Origin of the sequence: Stenotrophomonas lacuserhaii, from assembly GCF_039674585.1 — a bacterium.
Lineage (GTDB): Bacteria > Pseudomonadota > Gammaproteobacteria > Xanthomonadales > Xanthomonadaceae > Stenotrophomonas > Stenotrophomonas pennii_A.
This window is the reverse complement of the sequence record NZ_JBDJNU010000045.1, coordinates 17,270-33,581: the sequence shown is the minus strand read 5'-3', so window position 1 is coordinate 33,581 and position 16,312 is coordinate 17,270. Positions and strand designations below refer to the sequence as shown.

11 protein-coding genes are annotated in these 16,312 nt (G+C 69.7%); 3 read left to right on the top strand and 8 right to left on the bottom strand.

The features are described 5' to 3' along the window. Positions 1 to 306 precede the first annotated feature (306 nt). The 6 genes from ABE522_RS14885 to ABE522_RS14860 form a co-directional block, all read right to left on the bottom strand. A complete protein-coding gene (locus ABE522_RS14885) occupies positions 307 to 1,311 on the bottom strand; it encodes an MlaA family lipoprotein (protein ID WP_346592357.1) in 1,005 nt (334 codons plus the stop codon). Position 1,312: 1 nt separating this feature from the next. Further along, entirely contained in the window at positions 1,313 to 1,627 is a 315-nt protein-coding gene (locus ABE522_RS14880; RefSeq protein ID WP_346592356.1) for an STAS domain-containing protein, read from the bottom strand. Next, entirely contained in the window at positions 1,617 to 2,276 is a 660-nt protein-coding gene (locus ABE522_RS14875; protein ID WP_346592355.1) for an MlaC/ttg2D family ABC transporter substrate-binding protein, read from the bottom strand. Before ABE522_RS14875 ends, ABE522_RS14880 begins: the two co-directional genes overlap by 11 nt. Continuing rightward, positions 2,273 to 2,806 (bottom strand): outer membrane lipid asymmetry maintenance protein MlaD, encoded by a 534-nt coding sequence (mlaD, locus tag ABE522_RS14870; protein ID WP_346592360.1) that lies wholly within the window; start codon positions 2,804 to 2,806, stop codon positions 2,273 to 2,275. Before mlaD ends, ABE522_RS14875 begins: the two co-directional genes overlap by 4 nt. 99 nt (positions 2,807 to 2,905) lie before the next feature. Next, positions 2,906 to 3,655: an MlaE family lipid ABC transporter permease subunit gene (locus ABE522_RS14865; protein ID WP_042612164.1), complete on the bottom strand. Its 750-nt coding sequence runs from the start codon at positions 3,653 to 3,655 to the stop codon at positions 2,906 to 2,908. Beyond that, the gene (locus ABE522_RS14860) at positions 3,655 to 4,443 is read right to left on the bottom strand and encodes an ABC transporter ATP-binding protein (protein WP_042612193.1); all 789 of its coding nucleotides are present in this window, start codon (positions 4,441 to 4,443) and stop codon (positions 3,655 to 3,657) included. The genes ABE522_RS14865 and ABE522_RS14860 overlap by 1 nt, the downstream gene beginning before the upstream one ends. Positions 4,444 to 4,660: 217 nt before the next feature. Between ABE522_RS14860 and recC the strand changes: the two genes are divergently transcribed. The 3 genes from recC to recD are packed head-to-tail and all read left to right on the top strand — an operon-like array spanning position 4,661 to position 13,499. Then, on the top strand, positions 4,661 to 8,008 hold the full coding sequence (gene recC / locus ABE522_RS14855) for an exodeoxyribonuclease V subunit gamma (protein ID WP_346592354.1): 3,348 nt from the start codon (positions 4,661 to 4,663) through the stop codon (positions 8,006 to 8,008). Beyond that, a complete protein-coding gene (locus tag ABE522_RS14850; RefSeq protein ID WP_346592353.1) occupies positions 8,005 to 11,655 on the top strand; it encodes an exodeoxyribonuclease V subunit beta in 3,651 nt (1,216 codons plus the stop codon). The genes recC and ABE522_RS14850 overlap by 4 nt, the downstream gene beginning before the upstream one ends. After that, on the top strand, positions 11,652 to 13,499 hold the full coding sequence (gene recD, locus ABE522_RS14845; protein WP_346592352.1) for an exodeoxyribonuclease V subunit alpha: 1,848 nt from the start codon (positions 11,652 to 11,654) through the stop codon (positions 13,497 to 13,499). Before ABE522_RS14850 ends, recD begins: the two co-directional genes overlap by 4 nt. A gap of 46 nt (positions 13,500 to 13,545) precedes the next feature. Here recD and ABE522_RS14840 read toward each other — a convergent pair whose 3' ends face one another. Together ABE522_RS14840 and ABE522_RS14835 are read right to left on the bottom strand one after the other, a co-directional pair. After that, the gene (locus tag ABE522_RS14840; RefSeq protein WP_057508368.1) at positions 13,546 to 13,944 is read right to left on the bottom strand and encodes a hypothetical protein; all 399 of its coding nucleotides are present in this window, start codon (positions 13,942 to 13,944) and stop codon (positions 13,546 to 13,548) included. Positions 13,945 to 14,288: 344 nt separating this feature from the next. Next, positions 14,289 to 16,310, bottom strand: coding sequence for an FUSC family protein (locus ABE522_RS14835; RefSeq protein WP_346592351.1), 2,022 nt, complete (start codon positions 16,308 to 16,310; stop codon positions 14,289 to 14,291). Positions 16,311 to 16,312: the final 2 nt, after the last annotated feature.

The following is a 16,312-nucleotide window of genomic DNA, read 5'->3' as shown; positions in this document are numbered from 1 at the left end:
GCCGCCCCCCATCCTAACAAACAACAACTCTTGGGTGTTCTGTGCATGCCCCCCCCACACTCCACCCGCCACCCCGTCCAGGCACCGCTTTTCTTTTATTTTTTACGTGGCGGGCCGCGCGCTATGTCGCAGGGCCGGGCGGTGGGGTTGGGCGGGGGCGTGGAGCGCCATGGATGGCGCGACACGAGGCCCGCAGGACGCGGCTTCTGCCGTCCCCCGACCAGCCCCATCGCCCGGCCCAATCGCCGTACTCAACCGCCCCAAGCGACCCACCACGAGGGGCTCAGCCGTTCGCTGCAACGACCGTCAGTTGCCCCACTGCGGCATCGGCATCGCATCCACCGGGATCGGCGAATCCAGATCGTCCTTGCCACGTGCATGCTTGCCGCGCAGATCGTTCTCGATCTGGTAGTTGCGGCGCTGCAGCCACGCATCACGCACCAGGGCGTATTCGTCCACGGCGCTGGAACGGATGTCATCCGCTGCCAGCAGCTGCGAACGGGCGTCCACCAGCTGCAGGCCCTGCAGGCCGATGCGCACCTTGTCTTCTTCGATCTGGCGGATCGGCGACAGCGGAATGTCACCGGCCAGGCCGAACACATCACGCACGGTACGCGGCCCGAAGAACGGCAGTTCCACGTAGCGCGACGGACGCCAGCCCCACGCACCGAGCGTCTGGCCGAAGTCTTCCTTGCGGTTGGCGATCATCGCCTTGCTGGCCGGATCGAACAGCCCGCCGATGCCCAGCGTGCTGTTCATCAGGAAGCGGCCCATGGTGTCCCACGCATCGTCCGGACGGCCCTGCAGGAACTGGTTGACGATGGTCACCGGCGAGCGGATGTTGCTGAAGAAATTGCTCACGCCGGTGCGGGCGAAGCGCGGCACCACGTTGGTGTAGGCGATCGCCAGCGGACGCGCGACGGCGTTGTCCACCACCACGTTGAAGCGATGCACGCGGCGGTTGAGCGGCTCCCACGGATCGTAGGCGGCTGCGGACCCGCCGCTGACCCCATCGCTGCCGTACAGCGCGGCGAAGTCGCCTTCGGTGGCATCCGGCGTGCCATCACCGTCGGCATCCACCGTGGGCGGCGCGGCGGCGGCGGGCGTTGCCGACGCGGCGGCCGAAGCGGGTTCGGCGGCGACGACCGCATCATCCGCCACGGGGGCGGCCAGCGGCGCATCGGCAACCGGCGCTTCGCTTGCAGGGACCACGGTGCCTGCGCTGGGGGCGCTGTCACGGGCCGGTTTGGCGGCACACGCGCTGAGCGTGGCGACCAGGACGAACAGGGGGAGTATGCGTACGACGTTCATGTCAGCTCGCGGCAGAAGGGGCATTGAAATCAAGGTCTGCAGACAGCCGGTAGGCCGCCTCCAGTTCGGTCAGGCCGGCCGGCGAGCCGTTGATGGCCAGCGTCCGTCCCTGCTGCCGCGCTCGCGCGGCGAGTTCGGCCAGCAGGGCCACGCCGGCGCTGTCCACGCGTGCCACGTCGGTCAGGTCCAGCGCCTGTGCGCCGTTACCCAGCGACTGCAGCTGCGGCCACAGCGCGATCACCGCGCCGCGGTCCAGCACGCCGGACAGGCGCAGGGTGCCCTTGTCCAGCCGGGCCTGGGCGCTGTTACTTGCCATTGCCCGGGGTTCCGGCCTGCATGGTGCCGCTGCGCAGCTCGTTGGCGACCTGCTTGATGCCCTTCTGGCGCAGCGGGGCGTCGAACTGGTTGCGGAAGGTCTGCACGTAGGAGATGCCTTCGATGTTGACGTCGAAGATCTTCCACTGGCCATCGGTGTTGCGCATCAGGTACTCGACCGGGGTCGGCTGGTCACCCGAGCGCACCAGTTCGGTGGCCACGCGCACGCCGCGGTTGCCCGGCAGCGGGCTCTCGCCCTTCAGGCGGAAGCTTGGCCGGCCCTGGATGTTCAGCAGGGCCGAACCGTAACGCTGCATCAGGTTGTCGGCCATCGCATCGGCGAACAGCTTGATGTCGGCATCGGAGGCACCGCGCGAATGCGCGCCCAGTACCAAGCGTGCCGCGTAATCGCGGTCGAAGGTGCGGTTGAGCTCGCTGTTGATGAAGTTGCGCAGCGCAGTCGGGTCCTTGCTGAACTCGGCTTTGCGCTGCTGCAGGGTGGTCATGATGCGGGTGCTGGCATCAATCACGGTCTTGCCGGCCTGGCCTTGGGTGGCGGCGGCAGCGGCAGGTGCCTGCGCCGATGCGATCAGCGGAGCGGCGGCCAGCAGGGTCGAAGCGAGCAGGAGCGGGAGCAGTTTCATTTTCATGGTTGGGTTTCCGTAGCGGGCGCGGGCGCGCCGTCGTGGGATTCGTTGGACGGTGCTGCGTCGCCACCGGCGCCGCCACCACTGAACATGTATTTGCCGACCAGCTGGATCAGGTCTACCGCTGGCTGGGTGAACACGATTTCATCACCGGCCTTCAGCACGTCCGGATCGCCGCCCGGTTGCAGGCCGATATAGCTCTCGCCGAGCAGGCCGCTGGTGAAGATGCCGGCGGAGGTGTCGGCCGGCAGGTCCTTGAACTTGCCGTCCATCTTGAGGGTGACGATGGAGTCGAACTTGACCGGATCCAGGTCGATGGCCGCCACCTGGCCGACGTTGACCCCGCCGATCTTCACCGGCGCCTGCTTGCGCAGCTGGCCGATCTGCGAGAAACGGGCCTTCAGCTCGTAGCCGCCACCGCCCAGGCCCCAGCGCTGGTTGGTCGAAGCGACCGCCAGTACCAACAGCGAGGCCAGTGCCAGCAGCAGGAAGGCGCCGACGGAAAATTCCAGTCTGGGACCGCGGATGGCCATGTTCATTTCACCATTTTTGACAGGTGCCCCGGCAGCTGCAGGGCGGAAGTTTCAGGTCGTTCCCGCGCTGGCAAGCGCCGGAACCAGGAAGGAATACAGTTACTGGAACAGCATGGCCGACAGCACGAAGTTGAACATCAGCACCAGCAGCGAAGCATTGACCACCGCGCGGGTGGTGGCGACGGAAGTGCCTTCGATGGTCGGCTCTGCGTGGAAGCCCACGTACGAGGCCACCAGTGCCGCAGTGCCGCCGAAGATGGCCGACTTCAGCATCGCCACGCCGAAGTCGTTCCAGAAGTCCACGCTGTTGCGCAGCGCCGACCAGAACACGCCGTTGTCCAGGCCCAGCAGGTGCACCGCTTCGAAGTAACTGGCCGAGATCGCCAGCGAGCAGAACACCCCGGTGAGCAGCGGCACGGTCAGCACCGCCGCCCAGAAGCGCGGGGCCACGGCCTTGGCGATCGGGTCGATGGCCATCAGCTCCAGCGCCTTGATCTGGTCGGTGGCACGCATCAGGCCCAGTTCGGCGGCGATCGAGCTGCCGGCGCGGCCGATGAACAGCAACGCGGTCAGCACCGGCGCCAGCTCGCGGTACAGCGACAGGCCGAGCAGCGTGGACAGCGCATCGGCAGCGCCGAAGGTGGTCAGCGTGCGGTAGCCCTGCAGGGTCAGCACCAGGCCGACGAAGGCCCCGCCGACGGCGATGATCGGCAGCGAGCGCGCGCCGATCTTGTAGATCTCGCGGGTCAGTTCGGCCAGGAAATCGGCGGTCGGCAGCGAACCGCGCAGCACGGTCAGCGAAAACAGGCCGGCGCGGCCCAGTGAGCGGGTGGCGGCAACGAAGGGCATCAGGCAGTCCTCGCGCGGGGCGCGGCGTCGAACGGGATCGGGCCATCCGGACGGCCGTGCAGGAACTGCTGCAGCAACGGATCCTGGCTGGCTTCCAGCGCGGCCGGGCTGCCCTGGAACACCACGCCACCGTTGGCGATGGCGATCACCTGGTCGCAGATCGGCAGCGTTTCGTGCACGTGGTGGCTGACGATGATGCTGGTCAGGCCCAAGCTGTGGTTGAGGCGCTGGATCAGGCTCATGATGACCCCGGAGGCGATCGGGTCCAGCCCGGTCAGCGGCTCGTCGTAGATCATCAGCGGCGGGTCCAGGGCCAGCGCGCGGGCCAGCGCGACGCGCCGTGCCATGCCGCCGGACAGCTCACGCGGCCAGGCATCACCGGCCGACAGCAGGCCCACCGCATGCAGCTTCATCTGCACCAGGCGCTCGCGCACGGCGACCGGCAGCCTGGTATGCGCGCGCAGCGGCAGCGCCACGTTCTCGCCCACGGTGAGGTCGGTCAGCAGCCCGTTGCCCTGCAGCAGCACACCGACGCTCTTGCGCATTTCCAGCAGGTCGCGGTTGCCGGTGGGGATCGGCTTGCCGAACAGGGTGACATCGCCCTGCACCGGACGCAGCTCACCGGTCAGCGCGGCCAGCAGGGTCGACTTGCCGCTGCCGGACGGACCGAGCACGGCGGTGATGCTGCCCTGCGGGACCTGCAGCGACACATCACGCAGGATCGTGCGTCCGCCGCGCTCGATGCGGACGTTGGTCAACTGCACCAGAGGAGTCGTGGAAGCCTGCATGGGCACCATTTAACAATTTTCCAACGTTGAAGGATCAGGGCGTGGCGCTGAACATAAGCGTACTGGACCGTCCAGTATTGTCGCATGCGCTGTCGCGGCACGGGCGCAGCCGCCCCGGGACAGTCGAAGCGGCCTGGCGGAACAATCAGCGGGAGACAGCGGCAGGCCGGATGCGTCCAGCATTCATTTACCACGCCGCTGCGGCAAACTGTACGCAATGAGCGACCCCTCCAGCGATTTCCGTCTTTACCATTCCAACTCGCTGGACGTGCTGGCCGCGTTGCTGGCGCGGCACGTGCGTGCGCCGCTGCCTGGCCAGCCGCTGCTGGACCCGGAAGTGGTGCTGATCCCACAGGTGGCGATGCGGCGCTGGCTGCAGTCCACCCTGGCGGCCGAATACGGCGTGGCGGCCAACCTGGAGTTCCTGACCCCGGGTGAGTTCGTGGCGCGCGCGTTGAACGCCAACGTGCCCGGCGAGGCCGAGGACCTGGACGCGGCGGCCCTGCATTGGCGCCTATATGCCGCGCTGGGCGATGAGGCGCTGATGGCGCAGCCGCCGATGCGCGCGCTGCACAGCTACCTGTCCGGCGGCGATCCACTCAAGCCGTGGGCGCTGGCCGGCGAGCTGGCCAGCGTGTTCGAGAAATACCAGGCCTGGCGCCGCGACTGGCTGCTGCGCTGGGATGCCGGTGCCGATCCACAGGATCCACAGGCGATCCTGTGGCGTGCCATCGCCCAGGGTCGCGGCTACCGCGCGCGCCGCATCCAGGCCTACCTCGACCAGTTCGAAGGCGCCGGCAAGCCGTTGCCGCAGGGCCTGCCGCTGCGCCTGTCCGCGTTCGCCACGCTGAACATTTCGCCCGACGTGCTGCGGGTGATGGCCACCCAGGCGCGCGTGGGCGAACTGCATTTCTACCTGCCCACGCCGGTGCAGGCCTACTGGGGCGACCTGCAGACGCTGGGCGAAAAGCTGCGCAGCGGCGCGCCGGATCCGTTCGGCGAAGCCGCTGGCGAGAACCGCCTGCTGGAAGCCTGGGGCGCGGCCGGGCGTGATTTCATGGCGGTGCTGGGCAGCTACGAAGTGGTGCACCCGTCCGGCGAGATCGGCGCCTACGACGATCCCGAGGACGACGTGCGCCCGCCGATGGACCAGGGCGGCCTGTCCGACAGCCTGCTGCACCGGCTGCAGCGCGACCTGTTCCATCGCCGCGGCCTGCCTTCGGGCCCGCCGTTGCCGGCGTTGCGGCTGGACGATCCCAGCCTGCAGGTACATGCCTGCCATACCCGCCTGCGCGAACTGCAGGTGCTGCATGACCAGCTGCGGGGCCTGCTGCAGGATCCGCGCTTCGACCCGCCGCTGCAGGCACGCGACATCGCCGTGCTGGCACCGGACATCGATCCGTACGTGCCGTACCTGGAGGCGGTGTTCGGTGGACGCAGCGGCGGCGAAGACCACATTCCCTATGCGCTGGCCGACACCAGCCCGCTGGCCGGCGAGCCGCTGGCCGATGTCTTCGTGCACCTGCTGGGCCTGCCGGTGTCGCGCTTCGGCTTGAACGAAGTGCTGGACCTGCTGGCCAGCGCGCCGCTGGCCGAAGCCGCTGGCCTGGATGCCGCCGCATTCGATCGCCTGCACGACTGGCTGCAGGCGGCGGGCGTGCGCTGGGGGCTCAGCGCGGACCACCGCCGCCAGCATCTGGCGCCGGCCGACGATGCCTTCACCTGGCAGTTCGCGCTGGACCGCCTGCTGCTCGGCCACGCCAGTGGCAGCGACGGCGACATCGCCGGCGTGGCCCCGTGGCCGGAACTCGAAGGCAGTGCGCTGGAGGCGCTGGACCGCTTGCTGCGCCTGCTGCGGGTGCTGGCGGTGTACCAGCAGCGGCTGGGTGAAACGCTGTCACCGGCGCAGTGGCGGCAACGCCTGCTGGGCCTGCTCGACGCGCTGCTGCCGACCCCGCCGTCGTCGCCGAACAGCCAGCGCGCGCTGGAACGCCTGCGTCGGCTGATCAACCAGTTCGCCGAAGACGCGGACAAGGCCGGATTCGAAGGCCGTGTACCGGCCGAGGTGATCCGCTCGCATTTCGCCGGTGCCCTGGCCGAGGCCGATACGCGCGCGCCGCTGCTGACCGGTGGCATCAGCTTCGGCCGCATGGTGCCGATGCGACTGCTGCCGTTCCGGGTGATCTGCGTGCTGGGCCTCAACGACGGCGACTTCCCGCGCCGCGACCCGGCGGCCGGACTGAACCAGCTCACCGCTGAACTGGACAGCGCGCGCCGCCGTCCGGGCGACCGTTCGCTGCGCGAGGATGATCGCTTCCTGTTCCTGCAGCTGTTCGCCGCCGCGCAGGATGCGTTCTACCTGAGCTACCTCGGCGCAGACCCACGCGACGGCAGCGTGCGCGAGCCCTCGGTGCTGGTCAGTGAACTGATCGACGCGGCGATGCAGTACCACGCCGAACCGCGCGAGGCCGCCCGGCAGTTCGTGGTGCGGCATGCCTTGCAGCCGTTCTCGCCGGCCGCGTTCGGCGGCGGCGATCCGCGCCGTTTCAGCTATCGCCGCCAATGGCATCCTGCTGCGGCCACCGTCGGCGGCGCCCGTGGCCAGTTGCCGGCCTGGATCAGCACGCCGCTGCCCGCGCCGGTCGCGACCACCGAACCGGAGGAGTCGCGGCTGTCGCTGGATGAACTGCGCCGCTTCCTGGTCGATCCCACCGGCCAGTTCCTGTCGTTGTCGCTGGGTCTGCGCCTGCCCGGCGACCTGCAGGAAACCAATGACGTGGAGCCGCTGGTGCTGTCCGAACGCAGCTCCGAAGCGCGCAGCGTGCAGCTGGCGGTGGTACAGGCCACGCTGCAGGAGGACGACGCGCCGTTGTACCCGCGGCTGCGCGCACGCGCGCTGCTGCCGTCCGGTGCACTGGGCGAACGCGGTTTCGATGCGCTGCAGGCGCAGGCGCGCCCGTACGCGCTGGCACTGCGCGAGTGGCTGGGGAATGCACCGCTGGAAAGCCGCCGCTACGAGGTCGATATCGACGGTGTGCGCCTGCACGGCCGGGTCGCTGACCGCCACCCCGCGGGCCTGGTGCGCCTGCGCACCGGCAGCCTGAACGGCAATGCGGCGATCCGCCACGGGCTGGACTGGCTGCTGGCCAACGCTGCCGGCGATGCGCTGCCACTGGTGCAGTTCCACGATGAAGGCGAGAACGGCGTAGGCCCGCACCTGCTGCCCGCGTTGCCGCCTGCCCAGGCCCGCGATGCACTGCGCAGCCTGCTGCGACTGCGCACGCGCGGCCTGCGTGAGCCGCTGCCGTTCGGCCCGTACACCGGCTGGACCCTGTACACCAGCAGCGGGGACAAGCAGTTCAGCGAAGCCGCCAAGCGCTGGCACGGTTCGGACCGCAGCTGGGGCGAAGCGCAGGGCGAGGCGATCCAGCTTGCACTGCGCGGGCAGGATCCGTTCAAGGACGAGGCCAGCTTCGCCGACCTGCTGCATACCAGCCGCGTGGTGTTCAGCGCGGTGCGCGAAGGCCGCGCACTGCGTGACGAAACCGCGGAGGGCGGCGCATGAACAACGACATGGACACGCTGCACGATGATCCGTACCTGGCGCTGCCGCTGCACGGGGTGCAGCTGATCGAAGCCAGCGCCGGCACCGGCAAGACGTTTACCCTGGCCACGCTGTTCACCCGGCTGGTGGTGGAACAGGGCCTGCGCATTGGCCAGGTTCTGGCGGTGACCTTCACCGATGCGGCCACCCAGGAGCTGCGCAAGCGCATCCGGGAACGGCTGGCGCTGGCCGCGCAGCTGGTGGATCGTGCCCCGGCCGACGACGATACCCCGGACGTGCTGCTGACCCGCTGGGTGCTGCAGCGACACCTGGAGACCGGGACCGAAACCGCTGCGGCGCTGCAGCGCCGCCTGCAGGTCGCCGCCGATGAGATCGACCTCGCCGCGATCTTCACCATCCACGGCTTCTGCACCCGCGTGCTGCGCGAGCATGCGCTGGAAAGCGGGCATACCTTCGACCCCCCCGAGCTGCTGGCCAGTGAGCGTGCGCTGCTGGAAGAGCTGGCCGCCGACCTGTGGCGCGTGCATGCCAGTGACGCGACCGCGATCGACGCGCTGACCTGGTTGTGGAAGACCCCCGAAGCCCTGGCCGGTGACCTGCCTGACCTGTTGAAGCCGTTGCCGCTGCTGCCGCCAGCGGCCGTGGTCGGCGAGGATCCGACGCCGCGGCTGCAACAGGTAGCCGATGCGCTGCGCCAGGCGATCCGCGATCACGGTGATGCCTTCTTCGGAGCGCTGTGCGAAGCCGTGGATGCCAAGTGGCTCAACGGCACCTCCTACAAACTGGCCTGGCTGCAGCCGCTGTGTTCGCAGCTGCGCGACTGGGCGCTGCATGACGGGCCGGCCACGGTGCTCGACAGCGAGCGCCTGCCTGCGCTGCTGCCCGCCGCGCTGGAGGCGAAGACCAACAAGGCGTACGCCGGCCGCACGCCGGCATCGCCCTTGCAGCCTGCGCTGCAGGACTACCTGCAGGCCCGTCAGGCGCGACTGGACTGGCTGCGTGGCCGCGCGATCAACTTCCTGCACGGCCTGCGTGCGCAAGCCCGCCAGCGGCTGGACGCGCTCAAACGCATGCGTCGCGTGCAGACCTATGACGACCTGATCGACGGGGTGGCCAACGCGCTCGCCGGCCCGCACCGCGACACCCTGGTGCGGCAGCTGCGCAGCCAGTACCGCATCGCGCTGGTCGACGAATTCCAGGACACCGATGATCGCCAGTGGGGGATCTTCCATACCGTGTTCGGCGACAGCGCCGCAACACGCGCGGCCGGGCTGGCGCCCGCGTTGTTCCTGATCGGGGACCCCAAGCAGGCGATCTACGGGTTCCGCGGCGGTGACATCCATACCTATCTCAAGGCCAAGCGCGGGGCGCAGGTCGCGCCGGCGCTGGACCGCAATTTCCGGTCGCGCCCGGGCGTGCTGCGTGCGTTGCAGTCGCTGTACGACAACGCCGGGCCCAGCGCTTTCCTGGACGAGGGCATCCCGTTCGAACCGGTGGCCGCCGGTGGCGTGCGCGGCGACGCGGACTACCTGCGCGATGGCCAGCCGGCACCGGGCCTGACCCTGCGCGTGCTGCGCAACGAAGGCGGGCGCCCGTTCAACGCCGATCCCTCACGCGAGGTAGCCTGCGCCGCCTGCGTGGCCGACATCCACCAGGTGCTGGTGGACGCACGCGCCGGACGCGCCGAACTGCGCGGTCGCCCGGTACAGCCGGGCGACATCGCGGTGCTGGTGCGTTCGCACCGTGAAGCCACCCTGGTGCAGCGGGGACTGGCCGCGGCCGGTATTCCCGCCGTTGCCGCGGGCAAGCAGAGCCTGTTTGCCACCACCGAAGCGCAGGACCTGCGCGCGCTGCTGATGGCCCTGCTGCAGCCGGCCGATGAAGGGCGCCTGCGCGCGGCACTGGCGACGGTGCTGCTGGGCCAGGACGCTGCGGCGATCGCCGCCATGGAACGCGACGGCGATGTGCAGCGCGGCTACCAGGCGCAGCTGTTGCAGTGGCGCGAACGCTGGACCCGCGGCGGACCGTTCGCGGTGATCGCCGATGCCTGCGCCGGCCAGGCCGAACGCCTGCTGGCGCTGCTGGATGGCGAACGCCGCTTGACCAATTACCTGCAGCTGGGCGAGCTGCTGCAGGAGGCGTCGGCCCAGGCGCTGGGCATGCACGGCCTGCTGGACTGGCTGCAGGGCCAGATGGCGCATGCCGACCAGAACGACGAACAGCAGCTGCTGCGGCTGGAATCGGACGCGCGCCGGGTGCAGATCATCACCCTGCACAAGAGCAAGGGCCTGGAATACCCGCTGGTCTACCTGCCGTTCGTCGGCATCGACGGCGGCGCGCCGAACACCGCCAGCAACTGCACCGTGCACGCGCAGGATCGCCGCGAACTGCACTGGAAGCTGGACAAGGACGCGGCCTGGGACGCGGCCACGGCACTGCGCGACCAGGAGCAGCGCGCCGAGGATGCGCGCCTGCTGTACGTGGGACTGACCCGCGCCGAGCATGCGCTGTGGATCGCCGTCGGCGACCTGGCCGGGCTGGCGAAGACCCGGCTGGCGCCGATGCTGGGCGACCTGTCGGCGTTGGCGGCCCACGCCGATATCCTGGTCGATGAACGCGCGCCGGCAACCCGGCCGGCGCAGCTGGCGATGGAAGACGAAGGTGAGCTGCCGCCGGTGCGTTCGATCGAACGGCGGGTGCCACACGACTGGTGGGTGTACAGCTTCACCCAGCTGGCCAACGCCGATGCCGGCCAGGAGATCGATGCGGCCGCCACCGAAGTGCCCGCGCCCGCCGCCGACGAACCGGCCGGTGCCGAACTCCCCCTGGAACCGGCATTGCCGGCCGGCAGTGAGCCGGACAGCGCCGTGGTGGATCCGCGCTTCATGGGCAGCCGCTTCGGCAACGTGCTGCACGATGCGCTGGAGAACACCGACTTCGCCGCCTGGGGCGGCTGGCAGCCGGGCCAACCAGCGCCGGAAGGACAGGCCGCGGTGCTGCGCAAGGCACTGCGCGAGGAAGGCTACGCCGATGCCGACCTGGACGATGGCGTCGAGGTACTGGTGCCGCTGGTCGGCCACACCCTGACCGTGCCCTTGCCCGAGGGCGGTGCCCTGCATGATCTTCCAGCGGCCCAGCGCCGCGCGGAAATCGAGTTCCACTTCGCCATGCAGCCCACCGCGGTGCCCGCCCTGCTGCAGCTGCTGCACCGCTTCGGCATCGTGCCGGCGCGCCGTGGCTTCGGCCTGCGCCGCCAGCTGGAAGGGCTGATGACCGGCAAGATCGACCTGACCTACGTGCGCGAGGGCCGTTGGTACGTGCTCGATTACAAATCCAACCGCTTGCCGGGCTATACGCCGGAGCTGCTGCGCGCAGCCATGCGCCACAGCGAATACGACCTGCAGGCCCTGATCTACACCGTCGCCCTGCACCGCTGGCTGCGTTTCCGGCTGGGCAGCCGCTACGACTACGACCGCGACATGGGCGGCATCCGCTACCTGTTCTGTCGCGGGCTGGGCGTGGACGGCGAGGGCGTGCATGCAGCGCGTTTCGAACCTGCACTGGTGGATGCGCTGGACGCCCTGTTCGCCGGCGGTGACGCCGCCCAGGCGGCCTTGGTCGCCCGCGTGGTGGGGGGCGTGGCATGAGCCTGCTGGTCGAACTGAACAACGCCGGGCAGCTGCGTACGCTGGACCATGCGCTGGCGCTCAGCCTCGGGCGGCTGCGGCCGGAGACCCCGCCTTCCATCCTGGTCGCCGCCGCGCTGGCGTCGCTGGCGGTGTCGCAGGGACACGCCGGCTTCGATCCGGGGCAACCGCAGCGGCTGGTGGAAGGCAGTTTCACCTGGCCGAGCGCCGGCCAGTGGTTGCAGGAGCTGCACGACTCGCCGTGGGTGTCACGCCCGGAGCAGGCCGATGCGATCAGCGTTGACGCGCCGCTGGTGCTGGAAAACGGTCTGGTCTACCTGCGCCGCTACCGCGAATACGAACGGCAGCTGGCCGAAGGGCTGCAGCGCATCGGCCGGCACCCGATGCCGGCGGTGGCGCTGGAGGCGGTTGCGCCGTTGTTCGTGCAGTTGTTCCCGCAGGCCGCCGGCCGCGTCGACCACCAGGCGCGCGCTGCGGCGGTGAGCCTGCGCCACCCGCTGGCCCTGGTGACCGGCGGACCGGGCACCGGCAAGACCACCACCATCGCGCGGCTGTTGCTGCTGCTGGTCGCACATGCCGTGCAGGCGGGCCAACCGGCGCCGCGCGTGGCGCTGGCTGCACCGACCGGGCGCGCCGCCGAACGCATGGCCGAAAGCCTGCGCCTGGCGGTGCAGCGACTGCAGGCCGAAGGCCTGGCGCCCGAGCTGTGCGCAGCCCTGCCCAGCAGTGGCACCACCCTGCACCGGCTGCTCGGCGTGATCCCGGATTCCCCGCGCTTCCGCCACCATGCCGACAATCCATTGCCATTCGATGTGGTGGTGGTCGATGAAGCGTCGATGATCGACCTGCCGATGATGGCCAAGCTGGTGGAGGCCATCGCCTCCGGCACGCGGCTGATCCTGCTGGGCGATCCGGACCAGCTGCCGTCGGTGGAGGCCGGCGATGTGCTCAGCGCCATCCTGCGCGCCAGCGGCGACGGCGAGGGCACGCGCCATGACGATGCGCGCGCGCTGCAGCCGCTGCTGGCGGCGGCCACGCTGCGGCCGGAAGCACCGCCCACCCCGTTTGCCGGGCGCCGGGTACAGCTGCAGCGCGGCTATCGGCAGAGCGATGCGCTGGACCTCGCCCCTTTGGCCACGGCGGTGCGCGAGGGCGACAGTGTTGCGGCGCTGTCGCTGCTGCGGCAGGGCACGCTGGCCGGGGTCAGCTTCCACGAAGGCCTGCTGGATCCGCTGCAGGAGCAGCGCGAGCACCTGCTGGCGCAGTGGCGCGCACTTGCCGACAGCGGTGAACCGGCGACCGCGCTGGCGCAGGCCGGCCGGTTGCGGGTGCTGACCGCGCTGCGCGAAGGGCCGCAGGGCGCGCGCGGGCTCAACCATCGCATCGAAACCCTGTTGGCCGGTGCCAACGCCGGTTACTTCCACGGCAGGCTGCTGCTGGTGACCGAGAACAGCTACCGCCACCGCCTGTTCAACGGTGACGTGGGCATCTGCCTGCGCGATGCCGGCGGCGGCATGGCGGCCTGGTTCCCGGGCGATGACCTGGCGCACCCGCGCGCCTTCCACCCGGCGGCCTTGCCGGCGCACGAAAGCGCGTTCGCGATGACCGTGCACAAGGCGCAGGGGTCGGAATTCGATGAAGTGTGGCTGCAGCTGCCGCGGCATGACAGCCGGGTGCTGTCGCGCGAACTGGTGTACACCGGGCTGACCCGGGCGCGTACGCGGCTGCACCTGGCGGGACCTGCGGAGGTACTGGAGAAGGCCCTGCAGCGCCACGCCAGCCGGTTGTCCGGGCTGGCATGGCGACTGGGCGCACAGGCGGTACAGGGCGAACTGCCGCTGTAACGCCTTCATGCACGCCGAGCACGGCCCGGCGCTCCGTCGGGATCGCTTATTCCAGGACCAGCACGGTGCCGTCCGGGTACACGATGGCGGCTTCATCGCTGCTGGCATCGAAGAAGCCCAGGCCATGCTGGAAGGCCAGCACCTGCACCATCTCATGTGCACGCTCGGCCACGTCATCGGCGAACGAACCGTAGATGACATGGGCGGCGATGCTGTAGTCGGTCACTTCGTCGCGGTCGTCTTCATCGTCGGACAGCGGCCCGTTCATCGGCGGGAAGTGTTCGGCGATCTCGGCGAACCAGGCCTGCAGGGCCGGCGCGGCGACCTTCGGATCATCATGGTCATGATCCTCGTTCCAGTCGGTCTGTTTCTCGTACCAGGCAATGAAGGCGGTCGCTTCGCGCGGCGCCACGCTGGCATCGAAGACCATCATGTCGTAGCTCATCGGAATGTTCCTGTTGAAAGTGCGCAGCAAGCGCGGACGCGCAGGGTAACGCGCCGCTGCTTGCGGCGGGGTGACTGGCAGGGCGGCGGGCGGGGCACGTGCGGGGAATCTGGCGGGAACCGTTGCGGGGACACGGGCCGGACAATGGGCCGGGGAACGGTAGCGCCGAGCCATGCTCGGCGAGCGCAGCGGCGCTCTTCCGGCAGGGCGACGTGCATCGGATGCACTCCGCCGAGCATGGCTCGGCGCTACCGCCAGCGGTCAGCGTTCAACAGTCAGCGGTCAACGGCAACCGCCCACGGTCCACGGTCCACGGTCCACGGTCCACGGTCCCCAGTCCGCGGTCAGTCTCCGCCGCCAGCGCTGTCGGCCGCCGCGTCCGGGAACAGCGCGAAGCGCAGGCCCACCAGGCCCATCAGCGCTTCGTCGCGCGCCTTGCTGGCGGCCACCCCACCCACCCGCGACAGCGAGGCGTCCAGCCGTTCGCGCAGCGCGTCAGCACCGTGCAACGGACGCCGTGCGGCCACCTGCCGACGGTAATGTGCGGCGATCTCGGCCAGGATCCGTTCCACCGCCTCGCGGCTGCGTTCGGGCAGGTCCAGCCGGGCGCGCCGCAGCTGCAGGATGTTCAGCCCCACCCGCGCTTCGGTCAGCATGTCCACCGAGGCGATGTCGCTGCCCTCCGGGGTCGCCGCCAGCCGCGGCGCCAGCAGTCCAAGCAGGTCCAGCATGCGCGCGGCGAAGCGCTCTCGATCCTGCTGGCCGCGCCCTTCTGCCGCTTCGGCCAGCGTGCTCCAGCCCTGTCGTACCAGCCGCCGCGCGGTCCATTCGGCACCCACCGATCGGAACAGGCGGGTCATCACCACGGCGAAACCGATCCCGATGAACATCGCCACCGCCGCATTGACGAAGCTCTGGATGTTGGCGCTGTAGGTGTTCTGCACGCTCAGCAGCGCCACCAGGTTCACCGTCAGCGGCAGCGCGAACAGCATCGTCTTCGGGTGGTGCAGCAGCACGCCCAGCGGCAGGAACACCACCGCCAGCAGCAGCACCAGCAGGCCGAAGTCGTGCACGGCCGGGAAGATCCCGAACAGGTAGATGCCGGCGACCACGCTGGCCACCACCGCCCACAGCAGGAAGGACATCATGCTGGGCGCGGGATCATCCTGCGCGGCGAAGAACGCCGCCGCCACCGCCGCCATCATCGCGCCGTTGCCACCGCCTTCCCAGCCCAGCCCTATCCACAGCACGCAGTAACTCATCAGGGCGATGCCTGCACTGAGCGCGGAAAACAGCGCCATGCCGTAATCCACGTGGCGGCTTTCGGCCACGCTGCGGGTGTTTATGCGGTAGTGGCTGGCGTGCTGCGGCGCGCTGCCCTGCTCGATGGCCTGGTGCAGCGCGCGGCAGTCCGCCCACAGGTCCACCAGTTCTTCCAGCCGCAGCAGCAGGGAGGCCAGCTGCAGGTGCTGCAGGTCGCCGTCCACCTGTGGCTTCAACGCGCTGATACGGGTGCGCAGCTGGTCATGCGTGGGGCTGTCGGTGGCGGCTTCCAGCCAGTGGCGGATGTCCTCCACCAGGGTTTCCAGGCCTTCGGGCAGGCCGTCGCCGTGGCGGCGCAGCGCGCCCAGCCGGTCGGCGATGGAGGACAGTACCGGCAGCAGCAACAGCATGCGTTCGCGCAGCTGCTGCATCGACACTGCCGCGCCGGCATGCCGGGGATCGTCGCGGCGCAGGAACTCGATCAGTGCCTCGAACTGCACCAGGTCCGCGGCCAGCCGGTTGCGCGGTGCATGCGCGCGTCCGCCTTCCAGGATCTGCCGGCACCACTGCGCCGCGTCCCCCATCCAGTTGCCGATGCGACCGGTCAGCATCGGCCGTACCGACGCCGGGAACACCAGCGCGGCGAACAGCACCGCCACCACCGTGCCGAGGATGATCTCCTCGCTGCGGGCTACCACGGTGTCGAAAATCAGTTCCGGCGAGGTCACCGCCGGGAAGCCGATGAAGGCGGTGGTATAGCCGGCCAGCAGGAAGGCGTAGCCGCGCGGGCCGCGGTTGAGCAGCGCCAGGAACAGGCAGCCGGCCAGCCACAGCGACATCGCCGCACTGAGCAGCAGCGGCGTTTCCACCAGGTGCGGCAGCATCAGCAGCGTGGCCGCGCCGGCCAGCAACGTGCCGAGGATGCGGTACACGCCCTTGGCCCGGGTCGGGCCGAGCAGCGGCTGGCTGACGATGTAGACCGTGGCCATCGCCCAGTAGGGCCGCGACAGGTTGCCGGCCAGGCCGATGTACAGCGCGGTGATCGAGGCCAGGTAGGTCTTGATCGAAAACATCCAGCCTTGCCGGTCCAGCAGCGCGCGCATCG